We start from the raw sequence: 13,479 nt of genomic DNA, 5'->3' as shown, positions 1-13,479 counted from the left end.
TACGACGGAAGAGACCGAGCTGCTCAAGCAATTGACCGAATTGGCAACGGTTTCCGGTCGTTCAGCAGCGGCTTTCCATCCCGGACGCTCAGTCGGCTTCGCGCCGGACACATGGTTCGCCCGCGGAGCCCGGAGGCGCGACCCGCCCCGGGTCGCCTGAGCGGGAGCCTCACACCGGCTCCGCCCGGAGCGGAGCGGCCAGCAGCCCGACGATCCGCCGGGCCGTCGCCGCGTCCCGCGCGGCGGTGAACGGCAGCGCGCCGCCCGCCATGCGGAACGGCTCGCCGCGCGCGTCCAGCACCGTCCCACCGGCCTCGGCCACCAGCAGAATCCCCGCAGAGTGGTCCCAGGGATTGTCGAAGACATAGGAGACGGCGTCGATATCACCCCGGGCCACGTCGAGGTAGTCGCAGCCGGCCGAGCCGCTCGCACAGGCCTTCACCCCCTGTGCGGGGCCGATCCCGTAGAACCGCTCGTGCTGCTCTTCGCTGAGCGAGGCGGGTCTAGCGCTCGCCATGAGCAGCACCTCGTCGTCCGGTTGCCCGGCCGCGGTCCGCATCGGCTCTCCGTTCAGGACCGCCCCTTCGCCGCGTCGTGCGACGGCCATCAGGCCGGGCACGGGGAGGTAGGTCCACGAGGCGAGCAGCGTGCCGTGCCGGGCGAGGGACACCAACGTCGCGAACTCCGCTTGGCCGCGAACGAAGTTGGCGGTGCCGTCGATCGGGTCGACGATCCATACGGGCGCGTCGCCCCCGAGTCCGTCCAGCCGCCGCCGATCGGCGTGGACCGCCTCCTCGCCGATGACGAGAGAGCCGGGCAGCATGGCGGTCAGTGCCGTGGTGAGCCGCTCCTCGATCGCCCGGTCCGCGACCGTGACGAGATCCCGGGGGCCGGTCTTCTCCGCCACCTCGGCCGGCGACAACCTCCTGAAGCGGGAGAGCGCCTCCTCGGCGGCCACGGCCCGGATGGCCTCGTCGACTGCGGCCTCAATCCCAGAACTGAGCATGCGCCTATCCAATCGGACCACGACTCGCCCTCGTCACCGAGGCTTGATGGGCTCCCCGGCGCGAGCCGCCGGTGGTACCCGAGAGATCCCGTCGGGCCCGCTGTCGTCCCGGGACGAGGGGTGCGGGCGGACAGTGGAGCTGTCTGATTGTTCGCCACCGGCTGGTGGAGGCCGCACCGGCCGGACGGGGACTCACCGGACCTGATCGGTCCTCATCGGACCCGCGGTGCCCTGGGACTGCTCCTCGCCGGAATGTCCGGGACGCCGGTCGTCGGGCGGGCTGATCCAGCCGCAGAGAGCGCAGGCGTAGCGGTTGTCGAGCCCCTCGATCTGCGCACCGCAGGTCGGGCAGGTGGTGGTGGAGTAGCCCTGGGTGCCGCAGTCGGTCATCGCTGCGCTCCGCAGTTACCGCACAGCCAGCCGCCGCGGGGGCTCTGCTGCATCTGGCCGCCGCACTGCGGACACTGATTGCGCATCTCTGCCGGGTCGATCTTCACAGCCTCTCCTGTCGTTGTTCCCCTAGGGGAGACGAACGGCGGCGCTACGGGTTCCGGCGACAGGGGCAGGCAGCAACCTTTGGCCTGAACTGTGCTCTCCGTAACGCGATACGGATAGGGAGGCCCGAAGTACCGGCGACGGCAGGAAAAGCTGCACCAGTGTGGGCCACATCACCGGACGGCTTCCTTCCGGAGATGGCGGCAGCACCCGCGCCCAACGGCGCGGCCGCGACTCGGCGGCGTTGCCGGTCACGGCGGGCGGAAGCCGCGTGCCGACGCGCGACGAGCTTCCTGTGGCCGCGGAGTCCGAGGTGGTGAAGGGACTCGGACCGTTTGGGCGGGGAAGAGAGGTCATGACGAACGTCACGCTGACCACGTTCCTGTCACTGGATGGGGGGATGCGGCCTCTGGGCCCCAACGAGGATCCCAGCGGCGGGTTTGAGCAAGGCGGCTGGCTGGTCCTCTTCGTGGGGGGATGAGGACACGGGGCGGTTTGTGACCGATTGGCTCGCCGCCGCAGACGCGTATCTGCTGGGCCGCAGAACTTATCAGATTTTTGCTGCGCACTGGCCACGCGTGATGGACGAGGGCGATCTGGTGCCGTCGCAGCTGAACAGCCTGGCCACGTATGTGGTGTCCACCACCCTGAACAGGGTGGATGGGAGCAATTCGGCGCCGATCACCGGTGATATTGCGAAAGAGGTTGCGGAACTTAAGCGGCAGCGGCCCGCAGGGAACTGCTCGTCCACGCCTCCCGTGGGGCGCCCGGCCACCGCGGCCGGCGCCGCGCCAGAGTCCTGCGCCCCGTGCGTCCATGAGGCATACGGGCGGGGCCGTTGCGACGTTCAGTCCTCGAGGAGGATCACCTCGAGCACGCGCGGGCCATGCACGCCCTCGACCCGGTCCAGTTCGATGTCACTCGTCGCCGACGGCCCGCTGATCCAGGTCAGCGGCCGGGCGGGGTCGAGTCGCTCCAATGCCTCTGCCACCGAGTCCACGACCTGCTCCGGGACCCTCACAACACAGATGTGGTGGTCGGGCACGAGCGTGATCCTGCGGCGGCCCTGACCGAGACCGGCGTCGAGCACCACGGTGCCCGTCTCGGCGATGGCGACCGCGCAGCCCGTCACGACGCTGTCCACCGCGTCGAGTTCTCCGGCGGTCGACTCCGCTGCGTCCGGTACGAGTTCGACGCCCGCCGCCACCGCCCCGGCGAGCCAGTCCTCCGGCAGTCCTTCGGGCACCACGGCCGTATGGGCCGTACGGGTGCCGAGCAGCCGGGTGATGAGCCCCGGCAGCTCGCTGCCGGAACACCGGTGCACGAGGGCGCGGTAGTCGGCCAGGTTCTCGGCGAGCAGGTCCACGGTCACAGCGGGGGTCCGCTCGCCGTGGATCCGCAGATAGTCGCGGGGGACGGGCACATCCTCCGGCCGTTCCCCGTCCGGCACGTCGACCAGCGCCCGGCGCACGCGTCCCAGTACGTGCTCCCTGCTGCTCATGTTCGCCGCCCCTCGCCGCGGGTTCGCCGCCACCAGTGCCGGAACGACTCGGCGGGCACCTCCGGCAGGTCCCGCGTATCCGTCCAGGCCCGTCCGGGGACCGGCAACCGCTTCGGATGAACCCGGCGGGTCCGGGACATGATGCGATGCCCCGCACTCAGGGCGCCGGGGTGGTCGAGCGTCCAGCGGGCGGCTCGCATCGCCGCTCGCTCGGCCGCGTGCCCCTTCGCCGGCTTGATGGTGACCTTGGCGCCGCGCCGGGTCACCTCGCCGCCCTCCACGACTCGTTCCCGCAGGTGCACCAGCACCTCCGGGATGTCGATGGCGACCGGGCACACCTCGTAGCAGGCACCGCACAGCGACGAGGCGTACGGCAGCGAGGCGTCCACCTCGCTCGCCGTCCCTCGCAGTTGGGGCGTCAGGATGGCACCGATCGGGCCCGGATACGGGGACCCATACGCATGCCCGCCCGCCCGCTCGTACACCGGGCACACATTCAGGCACGCCGAGCAGCGGATGCACCGCAGCGCCTGCCGGCCCACCGTGTCGGCGAGCGTGTCGGTGCGGCCGTTGTCGAGCAGGACGAGGTGAAAAGCCCGCGGACCGTCGCCGTCCGCGGTCCCCGTCCACATCGAGGTGTACGGGTTCATCCGCTCCGCCGTGGAGGAGCGGGGGAGCAGCTGCAGAAAGACCTCGAGATCCTGCCAGGTGGGCACCACCTTCTCGATGCCGACGACCGAGATCAGGGTCTCCGGGAGGGTGAGGCACATCCGGCCGTTTCCCTCGGACTCCACGACGACCAGGGTGCCGGTCTCGGCCACGATGAAGTTCGCTCCGGAGACCCCGACTTTCGCCCGGAGGAACTTCTCGCGCAGGTGCAGCCGGGCGGCCTCGGCCAGCTCGGCGGGTGCATCGGTGAGGCCCTCGGGCGCCGGCCGCCCCCAGTCCGACATCTTGTCGCGGAAGATGTCGCGGATCTCGGAGCGGTTGCGGTGGATCGCGGGCACCAGGATGTGCGACGGCAGATCGTCGCCCAGCTGCACGATGAGCTCGGCGAGATCGGTCTCACAGGCCGTGATCCCGGCCTCGGCGAGGGCCTCGTTGAGGCCGATCTCCTGGGTGGCCATGGACTTGACCTTGACGACCTCCGTCTGGCCGGTGTCCCGTACGAGTTCCGTGACGATCCGGTTGGCCTCGGCCGCGTCGGCAGCCCAGTGCACCTGGCCCCCGGCCGCGGTCACCGCCGCCTCCGCCTGCTCCAGGTAGTGGTCGAGGTGGCGCAGCGTACGGTTCTTGATCGCGGCCCCGGCGGCGCGCAGCCGCGCCCAGTCCTCGAGTTCGGCGACGGCCCTGGCCCGCTTGGTGCGGATGGTGTGGGTGGCGTGGCGCAGGTTGGCCCGCAGCCGGGTGTCCTGCGTGGACCGCGCCGCGGCCTGCGGGAAGGCGGGCATGCCCAGGTAGGTACTGCTCACAGCACGTCCCCCTCCGTGCTCGCGAGGATCTCGGCGATATGGACGGGGCGCACCGGGGAGCCCAGCCGGGCGAGCGTACCGCCGATGTGCAGTCGGCAGGAGTTGTCGACCGTGCAGACGGCCTCGGCCCCGGTGGCGGCGATGTTGCGCGCCTTGTCCGCGCCCATTGCGGCCGACACGGCGGCGTTCTTCACGGCGAAGGTGCCGCCGAAGCCGCAGCATTCCTCGGCGTCCGGCAGCTCGCGCAGTTCGAGACCCTTGACGTGCTCCAGCAGCCGGCGCGGACGGCTTCCCAGGCCCAGCATCCGCAGCCCGTGGCAGGTGGGGTGATAGGTGACGGTGTGCGGGTAGTACGCCCCGACGTCCGTCACCCGCAGCACGTCCACCAGAAACTCGGTCAGCTCGTAGGTCTTCGGCACGACATCGGCGCCCGCCTCGGCGAGCGAGCCGCCCCGCCCCTCGGCGGCCGCCTTGGCGCCGATCCGCGGGTAGTTGTCGCGCACCATCGCCGCACACGAACCGGACGGGGTCACGACGTAGTCGTGGTCGCGGAAGGCGGCGGCGTAGCGGCGCAGCAGCGGCTCGGCCTCGCGCCGGTAGCCGGTGTTGAACTGCGGCTGCCCGCAGCAGGTCTGGGCGGCCGGGAAGTCCACCTCCACCCCGAGCCGCTCCAGCAGCATGACGACGGCCTGTCCCGTGCGCGGATAGAGCATGTCGTTGACACAGGTGACGAAGAGCGCTACCCGCACGGCTGCTCCCTCCGGGCCCTGCGGCGGCTCGTACGCGCCGCCCCCCGATCGCATGCCAGATGATCGACCATGGGCTCATGGTGCCGCAGCACCTGGGCATTCCGCAGCAGCATGCGAGGGCCGGGCAGGCCGGGGCGCGGCGACCGCGTCGTCGGGGTAGGCATGCAGGAGCGACGGCGTCCGGGAGCCCCCGGGCTCTCGGTTTCGTCCCGCTGCTTCAGTGTGTCCGCACACGAGCCCGAGGGCGCGTGGCGACACCCGTCGTCTCACGGTGCGAGGAGACCTGTCCATGGCCCTGTTCGACCTTCCGCTCGATGCGCTGCGCGGCTATCGGCCCCGGCTCTGCGAGCCGGACGACTTCGACACGTTCTGGGAGAAGACGCTCATCGAGGCCCGCGGCCACGAGCTGAACGCACGGTTCGAGCCCGTCCGTACCCCGCTCACGGCAGTGGAGGTGTACGACGTCACCTTCGCCGGCTTCGGCGGCCACCCCATCAAGGGCTGGTTCCTCCACCCGGCGGGCGCCCGCGAACCGCTGCCGCTCGTCGTCGAGTACCTCGGCTACGGCGGCGGCCGGGGTCTGCCGCACACCCATCTCCTCTGGCCGTCCGCTGGCTTCGCCCACTTCGTGATGGACACCCGGGGCCAGGGCAGTGGCTGGGGAGGCGGTGACACCGACGATCCGGTCGGCGGCGGGCCGGCCTACCCCGGATTCATGACCCGGGGGATCGAGGACCCGCGCGCCTACTACTACCGCCGGGTCTTCACGGACGCCGTACGGGCGGTCGAGGCGGCACGCTCCCACCCGCTCGCGGACGCGACCCGTACGGCGGCCGTGGGAGCCAGCCAGGGCGGGGGCATCACCCTGGCGGTGGGCGCGCTCGTGCCGGACCTGGCCGCGATCGCCCCCGATGTGCCCTTCCTCTGTCACTTCGAACGCGGGGCGACGCTCACGGACAGTCACCCGTACCGGGAGATCGGCAGTTTTCTCAAGACGCACCGCGGCCGTCAGGGGCAGGTCTTCCGTACGCTCTCCTACTTCGACGGAGTCCACTTCGCTGCGAGGGGCCGGGCGCCTGCGCTCTTCTCCACTGCCTTGGAGGACCAGACCTGCCCGCCTTCGACGGTGTTCGCCGCCTTCAACGCCTACGCGGGCGAGGAGAAGCACATCGAGGTCTACGCATTCAACGGGCATGAAGGCGGCGGGTCGTGCCAGGAGGAGGCACAACTGCGTTGGCTGCCCGAACGGTTGGCGAGGCGCTGACGCGGGTGCGGAGACTCCGCGTGGATCACCTGGTCCAGGGGCACGGGTAGCCGTGAGAAGACGTCGGGCTCCACCCTTCGAGGGGTGGAGCCCGACGATGTCGTTCTCATACCGCCTTATGCCGCACCGCGACTTCCCGCGGATGCCATGCCGAGCCAAGTGTGCGGGTTCCCCTCCCAGCACCAGCCGAGCTTCGGGGCGTTCTGGCTGATCCAGATCGCGGGGACCCGGCGGTCGCCGCACCGGGAGCCGCCCAGGGAGAAGCACTTGTTCTTGGCCAGCGCCGCCGGACAGTGGGTCACGAAGGCGATGCCCTCCTCGATGGTGAGCACGGTCCGCTGCCGCTCCGCGATGGCCGCCATCGCCTCCCGCGGGACCGCGCCGCAGAACTCTTCGCCGCGGTCGACGTCGAACAGTAGGTAGGCACGCTCGTCCGGAAGCTGGACCGGCTCGGCGGGGACGAACCGTTCGAGGGCGCCGGGCTCGAAGGAGCGGTCGACGAAGCCGGGTTTGGTCTTGCCGTGCAGGGTCGTGAGCGGCATCGTGCGCTCGATCGGCACCAGCGCCCTGGTGATGACCAGCAGGAACGGTGCGTGCCCCGCTTCCGGCGGCTGTGCGGATGCGCTGTGGGCGACGGCCACGTCGCGGAGCGGCGAGAGGGATCGGGCGAACGAGTCCGGACTGAGGTCCGCCAGTGCCGCGTAGTCCCGGTCCAGGAGGTTCTGCACCTGGCGGTCGAACTCGGCAACCGCGTCGAACGTCGTCCGTGGCTGCTGCTGAGGCTGAGAGTGGGCGGGCATCTGCGTATCCCCCTGGCTCGGAAGGTCGAGAAAACTTACTACGCGCCTAGCTTTACCTCCGGTGTATGAAGTTGGTCAAGGGAATATTATGTCGAAGGTAAGATTCGTGGTGTCTCGAGGAGGGTGAACATGAGCGCGGACACAGTCGGCCTGCGGGAGTTGAAGAAGCAGGAGACCCGACAGTTGATCTCGGACGAGGCGACGCGACTGTTCATCGAGCGGGGCTTCGAGCAGACGACCGTCGCCGAGATCGCGGCCGCGGCCAGGGTCGCCAAGAAGACGGTCACGAACTACTTCCCCCGCAAGGAAGACCTCGCCCTCGACCGGCACGCGGAGTTCGTGGCCGGCCTGGCCCGCACCGTCTCGCACCGTGCCGTAGGTCAGTCGGCGTTGGCCGCGCTGCGCCAGGCCTTCCTCACGGCGGTGGAGCAGCACGATCCGGTCATCGGCTTCTCCGGAATCGAGTTCGCCCGGATGATCGTCGAGAGCCCCACGCTCGTCGGTCGGCTGCGCGACCTCCACGAGCAGCGTGAGGACGCCCTCGCCGCCGTCCTGGCGGCCGAAACCGGCGCCGCTCCGGACGATGTGACGCCCCGTGCGGTGGCGGCGCAACTCGCCGGTGCCCACCGCGTGCTGTTCCGCCAGCTGCTGCAGCTCGCCCTCGACGGCCAGGACGACCAGCGGATCGCCGAGACCGTCACGCACTCGGCGCGCCGCGTCTTCGACCTGCTGGAGCCGGCCCTCAGCGACTACGCCGTACGAGGCGCGGCAGACGCACCGTAAGAGCTGCCCATTCCTCGCTCCGTGAGCGATGAGTTCCGCCCGCTGCCCGGGTCTGCATGAGTGGAGGTGCTCGCAGGGGCGGGTGCCGGACCGGGCGTGCAGGGTGACCCTTGTGGTGAGACTGCGCGGCGAGAGGGAGGTACGGAATGACGGTCATGGTGGATCTTGAGGGGCCGGCCCGGCAGGTGGCGCTGCTCGTGGACGGCGTGGGTGACGATCAGCTCTCGGCGCCGACACCCTGCGAGTCCTACGCGGTACGGGACATCCTGCAGCATCTGGACGGCCTGACGGCGGCCTTCCGCGACGCCGCCACGAAGACCTTGGGGCCGACGACACAGACCGATCCGAGCCAGCCTGCCCCTCCGCTGGCCTCCGACTGGCGCAGCCGCATCCCCCGCCAGCTGGAGGAACTGGTCGCGGCGTGGCGCAGCCCCGAGGCGTGGGAGGGGATGACCCAGGCCGGTGACGTCACTCTGCCGGCCGCTGATGCCGGCCGGATCGCGCTGAACGAAATCATTCTGCACGGCTGGGATCTCGCTCGCGCCACCGGGCAGGAGTTCACCTGCGACAGCGCGAGCCTCGAGGTCTCAATCGCGCTGCTGTCCCAGTCGACGGACCCCGCGGACCGGCAGGGCACGTTCGGGCCCGTCGTCGAGGTCGCGCCGGATGCCCCACTGCTGGACCGCGCCGTCGGTCTCAGCGGCCGTCGGCCCGACTGGAAGGCGGGCTGACCCGCCGCTGCGCCGCACATGGGGTGGACCGCGCCGGGAGCCCGGGCCGATGCCCGGGCACCACCGGTGTCACGGCTTTCGCCCCACCGCGCCGAACTGCGCGACCTCGGCGGGCTCCTCTCCGGGCTTGGCATCGATCCGCCACCGCGAGCACGAGACGATGCCCGGTTCGAGGAGGTCCAGCGTGTCGAAGAACTGAGCGAACTCGTCCCTGGTGCGGGCAACGATCGGGGGTGTCGCGTGATCGTTCCAGAAGCGCATGGCGGCGGCGTTCCCCTCGCCACCGAGCTCCAGAGTCGGGTGGGTCACGGCCAGGAAGCTGCCGGAAGGAACCGCGTCCAGCAGCTGCCGTACGATCGCCCCGGCCTGGCCGGTGTCGACGATGAAGTTCAGGATGCCCAGCATCATGATCGCCACGGGCTGCTCGAAGTCGAGCGTCCGCGCGGCGGCGCGGAGGATGGTGTGGGGGTCGTGTGCGTCCGCGTCGACGTAGTCGGTGACGCCCTCGGGCGAGCTGGTGAGCAGAGCGCGGGCATGCGCCAACACGATGGGATCGTTGTCGACATAGACGATCCGCGATTCCGGCGCGACCCGCTGCGCGACTTCATGGGTGTTGTCCACGGTCGGCAGACCCGTACCGATGTCCAGGAACTGCCGGATCCCCGCCTCACCGGCCAGAAACCGTACGGCACGGCCCAGGAACTCCCGGTCGGCGCGGGCCACTTGGCCGATTGCGGGGTACATCGAGGTCACGCGGTCGCCGACCTCGCGGTCCACGAGGTAGTTGTTCTTGCCGCCCAGCCAGTAGTTCCAGACCCGGGCGTTGTGTGCGACCCCCCTGCTGGTCCCCGCCGACTCCCCGTGCGCACCACTCCCGCTCACGTCTTCCCCTCCTGTCCGTGCCCGGCCGGTCGATACCGCGCCACGTGCAGTCGCCCATCATGCCGGACCATCCCGCTCGACGGCGGCGAAGTCCTCAGGTCCGCGACCGGCGTTGAACGTATGCGGCATTCGGCCCCCGGCGCGGGCGGTTGACGGGAAGCGTGCTACCTGACGATCCGTAGGATGCGGCCCCCGTTCGCTCCCGGGTCCGCCGGGTCATCGCCCGCGGTGTGGTCCAGCTGCGTGGTGCGGGCCGCTGCGCCGATGCGCTCGTCGGGGCCCGAGCCGCCGATGTGGCCGGAGTCGGCGGGCTCGTCGGCGTCGGAGGGGGCAGGCTTCCGGCCCCGCAGGGCGGCCAGAGCCTGCTCCAAAGACTCGCCTGTCACCTGCATCCGTATCCGGGCCAGCCGTTCCACTTCGTTACGCGCCACAAGCAGAGCGTAGCCTCCTCGGGACACCGGCCGACTGACGAACCGTCGAATCCCCGCCGCATGAGCGTCGCGGACCTGCGCCGGGGTGGCGGTGGCCCGCCAGGGTCACCGCCCCGGTCTGTCAGGGCGTCAGCAGATCGCCGTTCTCCGACTGGTCGGCGGTGTCACCACCGAGCGGCCCGCCCCGGCCGGTCCCGGGAAGGGACGGCTTGGGGATCCCGGGCAGCACGTCGTCGGTGTCGGGGATGACGGAATCCGGTTCGTCGGCCTCAGGTTCCTCGTTCGGTCGACTGTGGCTCGGTGAGGGCCGGGCCGACGGCGAGGTGCCGGCCGACGGGGTGGGGCGGCTCGATCGCTCCGGTTCCGCCGACGAGGACGGCTTGGGCCGGGCGGTGGGGCGGGAGGAGCGCGGCTCGCGAGAGCCGGAGGAGGTGTGGTCGGGCACCTCGACGTGGCCGTCCCGGAAGTAGGCGAACCAGGCCTTGACGGTGCGCAGGTACTGCTCGGAGTGGTTGTAACCGAGGATGGCGCGGTCGAGGTCGTACGGGTCGGAGAGATCGCGACCGCCGGCGCACAGGTAGCGGCCCGCGGCGAGGGCCGCGTCGTAGATGTTGTGCGGGTCCTCCTCGCCGTCGCCGTTGCCGTCGGCGCCCCACGTGGCCCACGTCGAGGGGATGAACTGCATGGGTCCCACCGCCCGGTCGTAGGCGGTGTCGTCGTCGTAGGCGCCGTTGTCGGTGTCGGATATCGACGCGAATCCGTTCCCGTTCAACTGCGGTCCGAGGATGGGCGCCAGTGTCGTACCGTCGGCGTCCACCCGCCCTCCGCGCGCCTGGCCGGATTCCACCTGGCCTATCGCGGCGAGCAGCTCCCAGGACAGGTTGCAGCCCGGGTTGCTCCTGCCCAGCTCCTCCTCCGCCTTTCGGTAAGCGGCAAGGACAGTGGAGGGGATGGCTCCCGCACCCGTCGTGACCCGTACGGACGGCGCGCGATCCGAGGGCGTACCAGGCCGGCCCCGCTTCCCCAGCGGAGGGAGGTCCGTGTAGTAGGAGGTGTCACCGGAAATGCTCGGTCCCGTCGCCGGGATGTCCTGCTCGGCGCGATCGGATGCCCGCGACAACACCCCCGGGGCTTGCGAGGCGGTCAATGCCGCCATGGCCACTGCCGCGACCGCGGTCCCCGTAACGCCCCTGCGCATCCGCTGATTGACCCGTCTCGCCATGCGCGAGACACCTCCCCTTTGTGGTCTTCTCCACACCGTCCCCAAGGGCGCAGAGTCTGTCACTGCTTTACGCGGAGAAAGGTGCTGTCCGTCGCGCGGAGGGGATCACTTTTCGGTCACGAAAACACCCACGCGCACGGCGGAGGCTGGTCGCTGCCGGACCCGCGCCGTGCCGCATCGTGGTCCAAGGGCGCGATCGTGATGCCGCACCGCGGCACCGTAGTAACGGAGAGTGGCCAGAGCTAAGGGGGCGGAATGCCGCGGCCGCGTTGCCGGTCGGCGATGATGGGAACAAGGCGGATTCCACCGCGCCCAAAGGAGGTAGGCGGGTGGGCCAGGACACACCCGGCCGCCGTCGCGACCCGAACGCTCCGACGCACGCTGCCGGACCCCTCTCGGCGGACGGTGTCAGCGACACCCTGCAGCATGCACTGGGCGGCAGCGCGGCGGGGATCGCGATCGTCGACCCGCACCTGCGGTACCGCTACGTCAACGCCGCCTTCGCCGAGATGACCGGCATGGCGGCCGCGGACCTGCTGGGCCGGTCCGTCACAGATCCGGTCGCAGACCTGGGCAGCCATGCGGGCGTCCTGCGCCAGGTGCTGCACGACGGGGAGCCCCGCGAAGCTACCGCCGCTGTTCGTCCGGCAGGCTCCCGACAGGGACGTCACTGGTGGTACGGCACCTTCCATCGGCTCGAGGCGCACGGCGAGATGATCGGCCTGGTCGGGATCCTGCTCGACGTGACCACCGCACACCAGCGGCAGCGGGACCTGGAACGCGCCCGTGCCGGTCTCGTCCTCCTCGAAGAAGCCACCGCCCGGATCGGTACCACCCTGGACCCGGACGTCACCTGCGCCGAGCTGGCCGACTTCCTCGTACCCTCGCTGGCCGACCTGGCCACCGTCGAAGTCTTCCCCGCCGACATCCCGGTGGGCGCCCGACTGAAGACGCCAGGACCGCTGCGACTGCGCCGCGCCGGACGGGCCTGCGAACCCGCGCTCGGCTTGCACCTGCACGATGCCGGCGCGCAGGGCGCGGACGTGGAGTACCCAGAGGGTTCCCCCGTCTCCGTCTGCCTGCACACCGCCCAGCCCGTCCTGCGGAACGAGCTCTCCGAAGCGGAAGCGATCGCTGCGATGCCGGGCACCGGGCGCATCGAGGCGGACCGTGGTGCGCGCATCCACTCGACGCTCGTGGTGCCGCTGGTCGCCCGGTCCCACCTCCTCGGTGCCGCGATGCTGGCACGTGCGGGCGACCGCCGCGGATTCACCGACGACGACGCGCGGACGATTCAGGGCGTGGCCCAGCGTGCCGCCATCGGCATCGACAACGCCCGCCGGTACAGCCGGTCGGAAGACATCGCCCTCGAGTTGCAGCGCGCGCTGCTCGCCGAACCCGGTATGCCTCACCCCAACATCGACGTGGCCTGCCGGTATCTCCCCTCCGGCAGCAGCGCACTGGTCGGCGGCGACGGTACGAGACCGTACGGCTGCACTACGGGCGCAGCCTGTTGGTGATGGGCGACGTCATGGGACACGGGGTGGAAGCCGCGGTCGACATGAGCAACTACCGCTCGATGCTGCATTACGTCGCCGCAACCGATCTGCCGCCTCACCGCATTCTGCGTCAGCTGGACGACACCATCGCCCAGAGCGAGTCCAGCCGGCCCGCGACCTGCCTGCTCGCGCTGGCCGACCCCGCCCGCGGCATCTGCTCCTACTCCAGCGCAGGGCACCTGCCACCCGCGCTGATCGACCGGGACGGTCTGGTCGACGTCCTTCCCGTGCCCACCGGCCCGCCGTTGGGCACCGGCTTCGGCGGCTACGAGCGGGTCACCCGCGAGCTGTTGCCCGACCAGGTGCTGCTGCTCTACACCGACGGCCTGGTGGAACGGCGCGGCGAGGACATCGACGCATCACTGGCACGCCTGGCCCACCTGCGGCTCCCGGTGAGAACCGATCTCGAGAAGTTGGTCGACGACGTGCTGCGCAGGCTGGGCACCCAGGCGGCGGAGGACGATGTCGCGGTCGTCGCGGCCAGAGTCCGACCGCGGCACACGGTCAGGCCTCACCCTTGATCCAGGGGTGTGCACGGGCGAGCCGCGGCGCACGCACCGAGTACGTTGCCGGCAGCTGACAGA

At 70.7% G+C, this 13,479-nt stretch carries 15 protein-coding genes; 6 read left to right on the top strand and 9 right to left on the bottom strand.

Annotated features, from left to right (window positions below; all coding sequences use genetic code 11):
- Positions 1-169: 169 nt before the first annotated feature.
- Together ACTWQI_RS18300 and ACTWQI_RS18295 are read right to left on the bottom strand one after the other, a co-directional pair.
- Entirely contained in the window at positions 170-1,006 is an 837-nt protein-coding gene (locus ACTWQI_RS18300; protein WP_443271697.1) for an inositol monophosphatase family protein, read from the bottom strand.
- 192 nt (positions 1,007-1,198) lie between these two features.
- A complete protein-coding gene (locus ACTWQI_RS18295) occupies positions 1,199-1,396 on the bottom strand; it encodes a hypothetical protein (RefSeq protein WP_443271695.1) in 198 nt (65 codons plus the stop codon).
- Between the two features lie 268 nt (positions 1,397-1,664).
- Between ACTWQI_RS18295 and ACTWQI_RS18290 the strand changes: the two genes are divergently transcribed.
- Positions 1,665-1,982: a hypothetical protein gene (locus ACTWQI_RS18290; RefSeq protein WP_443271693.1), complete on the top strand. Its 318-nt coding sequence runs from the start codon at positions 1,665-1,667 to the stop codon at positions 1,980-1,982.
- A gap of 366 nt (positions 1,983-2,348) precedes the next feature.
- Here ACTWQI_RS18290 and ACTWQI_RS18285 read toward each other — a convergent pair whose 3' ends face one another.
- Genes ACTWQI_RS18285 through ACTWQI_RS18275 form a run of 3 tightly spaced genes read right to left on the bottom strand, consistent with a single transcriptional unit; the run spans position 2,349 to position 5,223 of the window.
- Positions 2,349-3,002, bottom strand: coding sequence for a LutC/YkgG family protein (locus ACTWQI_RS18285; RefSeq protein WP_443271691.1), 654 nt, complete (start codon positions 3,000-3,002; stop codon positions 2,349-2,351).
- A complete protein-coding gene (locus ACTWQI_RS18280) occupies positions 2,999-4,474 on the bottom strand; it encodes a lactate utilization protein B (RefSeq protein ID WP_443271689.1) in 1,476 nt (491 codons plus the stop codon). Before ACTWQI_RS18280 ends, ACTWQI_RS18285 begins: the two co-directional genes overlap by 4 nt.
- The gene (locus ACTWQI_RS18275) at positions 4,471-5,223 is read right to left on the bottom strand and encodes a (Fe-S)-binding protein (protein WP_443271687.1); all 753 of its coding nucleotides are present in this window, start codon (positions 5,221-5,223) and stop codon (positions 4,471-4,473) included. Before ACTWQI_RS18275 ends, ACTWQI_RS18280 begins: the two co-directional genes overlap by 4 nt.
- Before the next feature lie 289 nt (positions 5,224-5,512).
- Between ACTWQI_RS18275 and ACTWQI_RS18270 the strand changes: the two genes are divergently transcribed.
- Positions 5,513-6,487, top strand: coding sequence for an acetylxylan esterase (locus tag ACTWQI_RS18270; RefSeq protein WP_443271685.1), 975 nt, complete (start codon positions 5,513-5,515; stop codon positions 6,485-6,487).
- A gap of 116 nt (positions 6,488-6,603) precedes the next feature.
- Here ACTWQI_RS18270 and ACTWQI_RS18265 read toward each other — a convergent pair whose 3' ends face one another.
- Positions 6,604-7,287 (bottom strand): DUF5701 family protein, encoded by a 684-nt coding sequence (locus ACTWQI_RS18265; protein WP_443271683.1) that lies wholly within the window; start codon positions 7,285-7,287, stop codon positions 6,604-6,606.
- A gap of 129 nt (positions 7,288-7,416) precedes the next feature.
- Here ACTWQI_RS18265 and ACTWQI_RS18260 point away from each other — a divergent pair, with 129 nt between their 5' ends.
- Together ACTWQI_RS18260 and ACTWQI_RS18255 are read left to right on the top strand one after the other, a co-directional pair.
- The gene (locus ACTWQI_RS18260) at positions 7,417-8,070 is read left to right on the top strand and encodes a TetR family transcriptional regulator (RefSeq protein ID WP_443271681.1); all 654 of its coding nucleotides are present in this window, start codon (positions 7,417-7,419) and stop codon (positions 8,068-8,070) included.
- Between the two features lie 146 nt (positions 8,071-8,216).
- The gene (locus ACTWQI_RS18255; protein ID WP_443271680.1) at positions 8,217-8,801 is read left to right on the top strand and encodes a TIGR03086 family metal-binding protein; all 585 of its coding nucleotides are present in this window, start codon (positions 8,217-8,219) and stop codon (positions 8,799-8,801) included.
- Positions 8,802-8,870: 69 nt separating this feature from the next.
- Here the strand turns inward: ACTWQI_RS18255 and ACTWQI_RS18250 are convergent, their stop codons facing one another.
- The 3 genes from ACTWQI_RS18250 to ACTWQI_RS18240 form a co-directional block, all read right to left on the bottom strand.
- Entirely contained in the window at positions 8,871-9,683 is an 813-nt protein-coding gene (locus ACTWQI_RS18250; protein WP_443271678.1) for an SAM-dependent methyltransferase, read from the bottom strand.
- Positions 9,684-9,847: 164 nt separating this feature from the next.
- A complete protein-coding gene (locus tag ACTWQI_RS18245; protein ID WP_443271676.1) occupies positions 9,848-10,114 on the bottom strand; it encodes a hypothetical protein in 267 nt (88 codons plus the stop codon).
- A gap of 121 nt (positions 10,115-10,235) precedes the next feature.
- Complete coding sequence (locus ACTWQI_RS18240; RefSeq protein ID WP_443271675.1) at positions 10,236-11,336, bottom strand: lytic murein transglycosylase; 1,101 nt, start codon at positions 11,334-11,336, stop codon at positions 10,236-10,238.
- Between the two features lie 329 nt (positions 11,337-11,665).
- Here ACTWQI_RS18240 and ACTWQI_RS18235 point away from each other — a divergent pair, with 329 nt between their 5' ends.
- Both ACTWQI_RS18235 and ACTWQI_RS18230 read left to right on the top strand, forming a co-directional pair.
- The gene (locus tag ACTWQI_RS18235; protein ID WP_443271673.1) at positions 11,666-12,856 is read left to right on the top strand and encodes a PAS domain-containing protein; all 1,191 of its coding nucleotides are present in this window, start codon (positions 11,666-11,668) and stop codon (positions 12,854-12,856) included.
- Positions 12,856-13,416 carry a PP2C family protein-serine/threonine phosphatase gene (locus ACTWQI_RS18230; protein WP_443271671.1) on the top strand — a complete coding sequence of 187 codons (561 nt, stop codon included), beginning with the start codon at positions 12,856-12,858 and terminating at the stop codon, positions 13,414-13,416. The genes ACTWQI_RS18235 and ACTWQI_RS18230 overlap by 1 nt, the downstream gene beginning before the upstream one ends.
- Positions 13,417-13,479 lie beyond the last annotated feature (63 nt).

It is taken from the genome of Streptomyces sp. KR80, assembly GCF_052245555.1.
Taxonomy (GTDB): domain Bacteria; phylum Actinomycetota; class Actinomycetes; order Streptomycetales; family Streptomycetaceae; genus Streptomyces.
The sequence above is the reverse complement of the archived record's forward strand: the minus strand, read 5'-3'. Positions and strand labels throughout refer to the sequence as shown.

Bases quoted from the DNA above. Each gene is read 5' to 3' on its own strand.
- ACTWQI_RS18300 (WP_443271697.1), bottom strand. From the start codon at position 1,006: ATGCTCAGTTCTGGGATTGAGGCCGCAGTCGACGAGGCCATCCGGGCC.
- ACTWQI_RS18295 (WP_443271695.1), bottom strand. From the start codon at position 1,396: ATGACCGACTGCGGCACCCAGGGCTACTCCACCACCACCTGCCCGACC.
- ACTWQI_RS18285 (WP_443271691.1), bottom strand. From the start codon at position 3,002: ATGAGCAGCAGGGAGCACGTACTGGGACGCGTGCGCCGGGCGCTGGTC.
- ACTWQI_RS18270 (WP_443271685.1), top strand. From the start codon at position 5,513: ATGGCCCTGTTCGACCTTCCGCTCGATGCGCTGCGCGGCTATCGGCCC.
- ACTWQI_RS18265 (WP_443271683.1), bottom strand. From the start codon at position 7,287: ATGCCCGCCCACTCTCAGCCTCAGCAGCAGCCACGGACGACGTTCGAC.
- ACTWQI_RS18260 (WP_443271681.1), top strand. From the start codon at position 7,417: ATGAGCGCGGACACAGTCGGCCTGCGGGAGTTGAAGAAGCAGGAGACC.
- ACTWQI_RS18255 (WP_443271680.1), top strand. From the start codon at position 8,217: ATGACGGTCATGGTGGATCTTGAGGGGCCGGCCCGGCAGGTGGCGCTG.
- ACTWQI_RS18240 (WP_443271675.1), bottom strand. From the start codon at position 11,336: ATGGCGAGACGGGTCAATCAGCGGATGCGCAGGGGCGTTACGGGGACC.
- ACTWQI_RS18230 (WP_443271671.1), top strand. From the start codon at position 12,856: ATGGGCGACGTCATGGGACACGGGGTGGAAGCCGCGGTCGACATGAGC.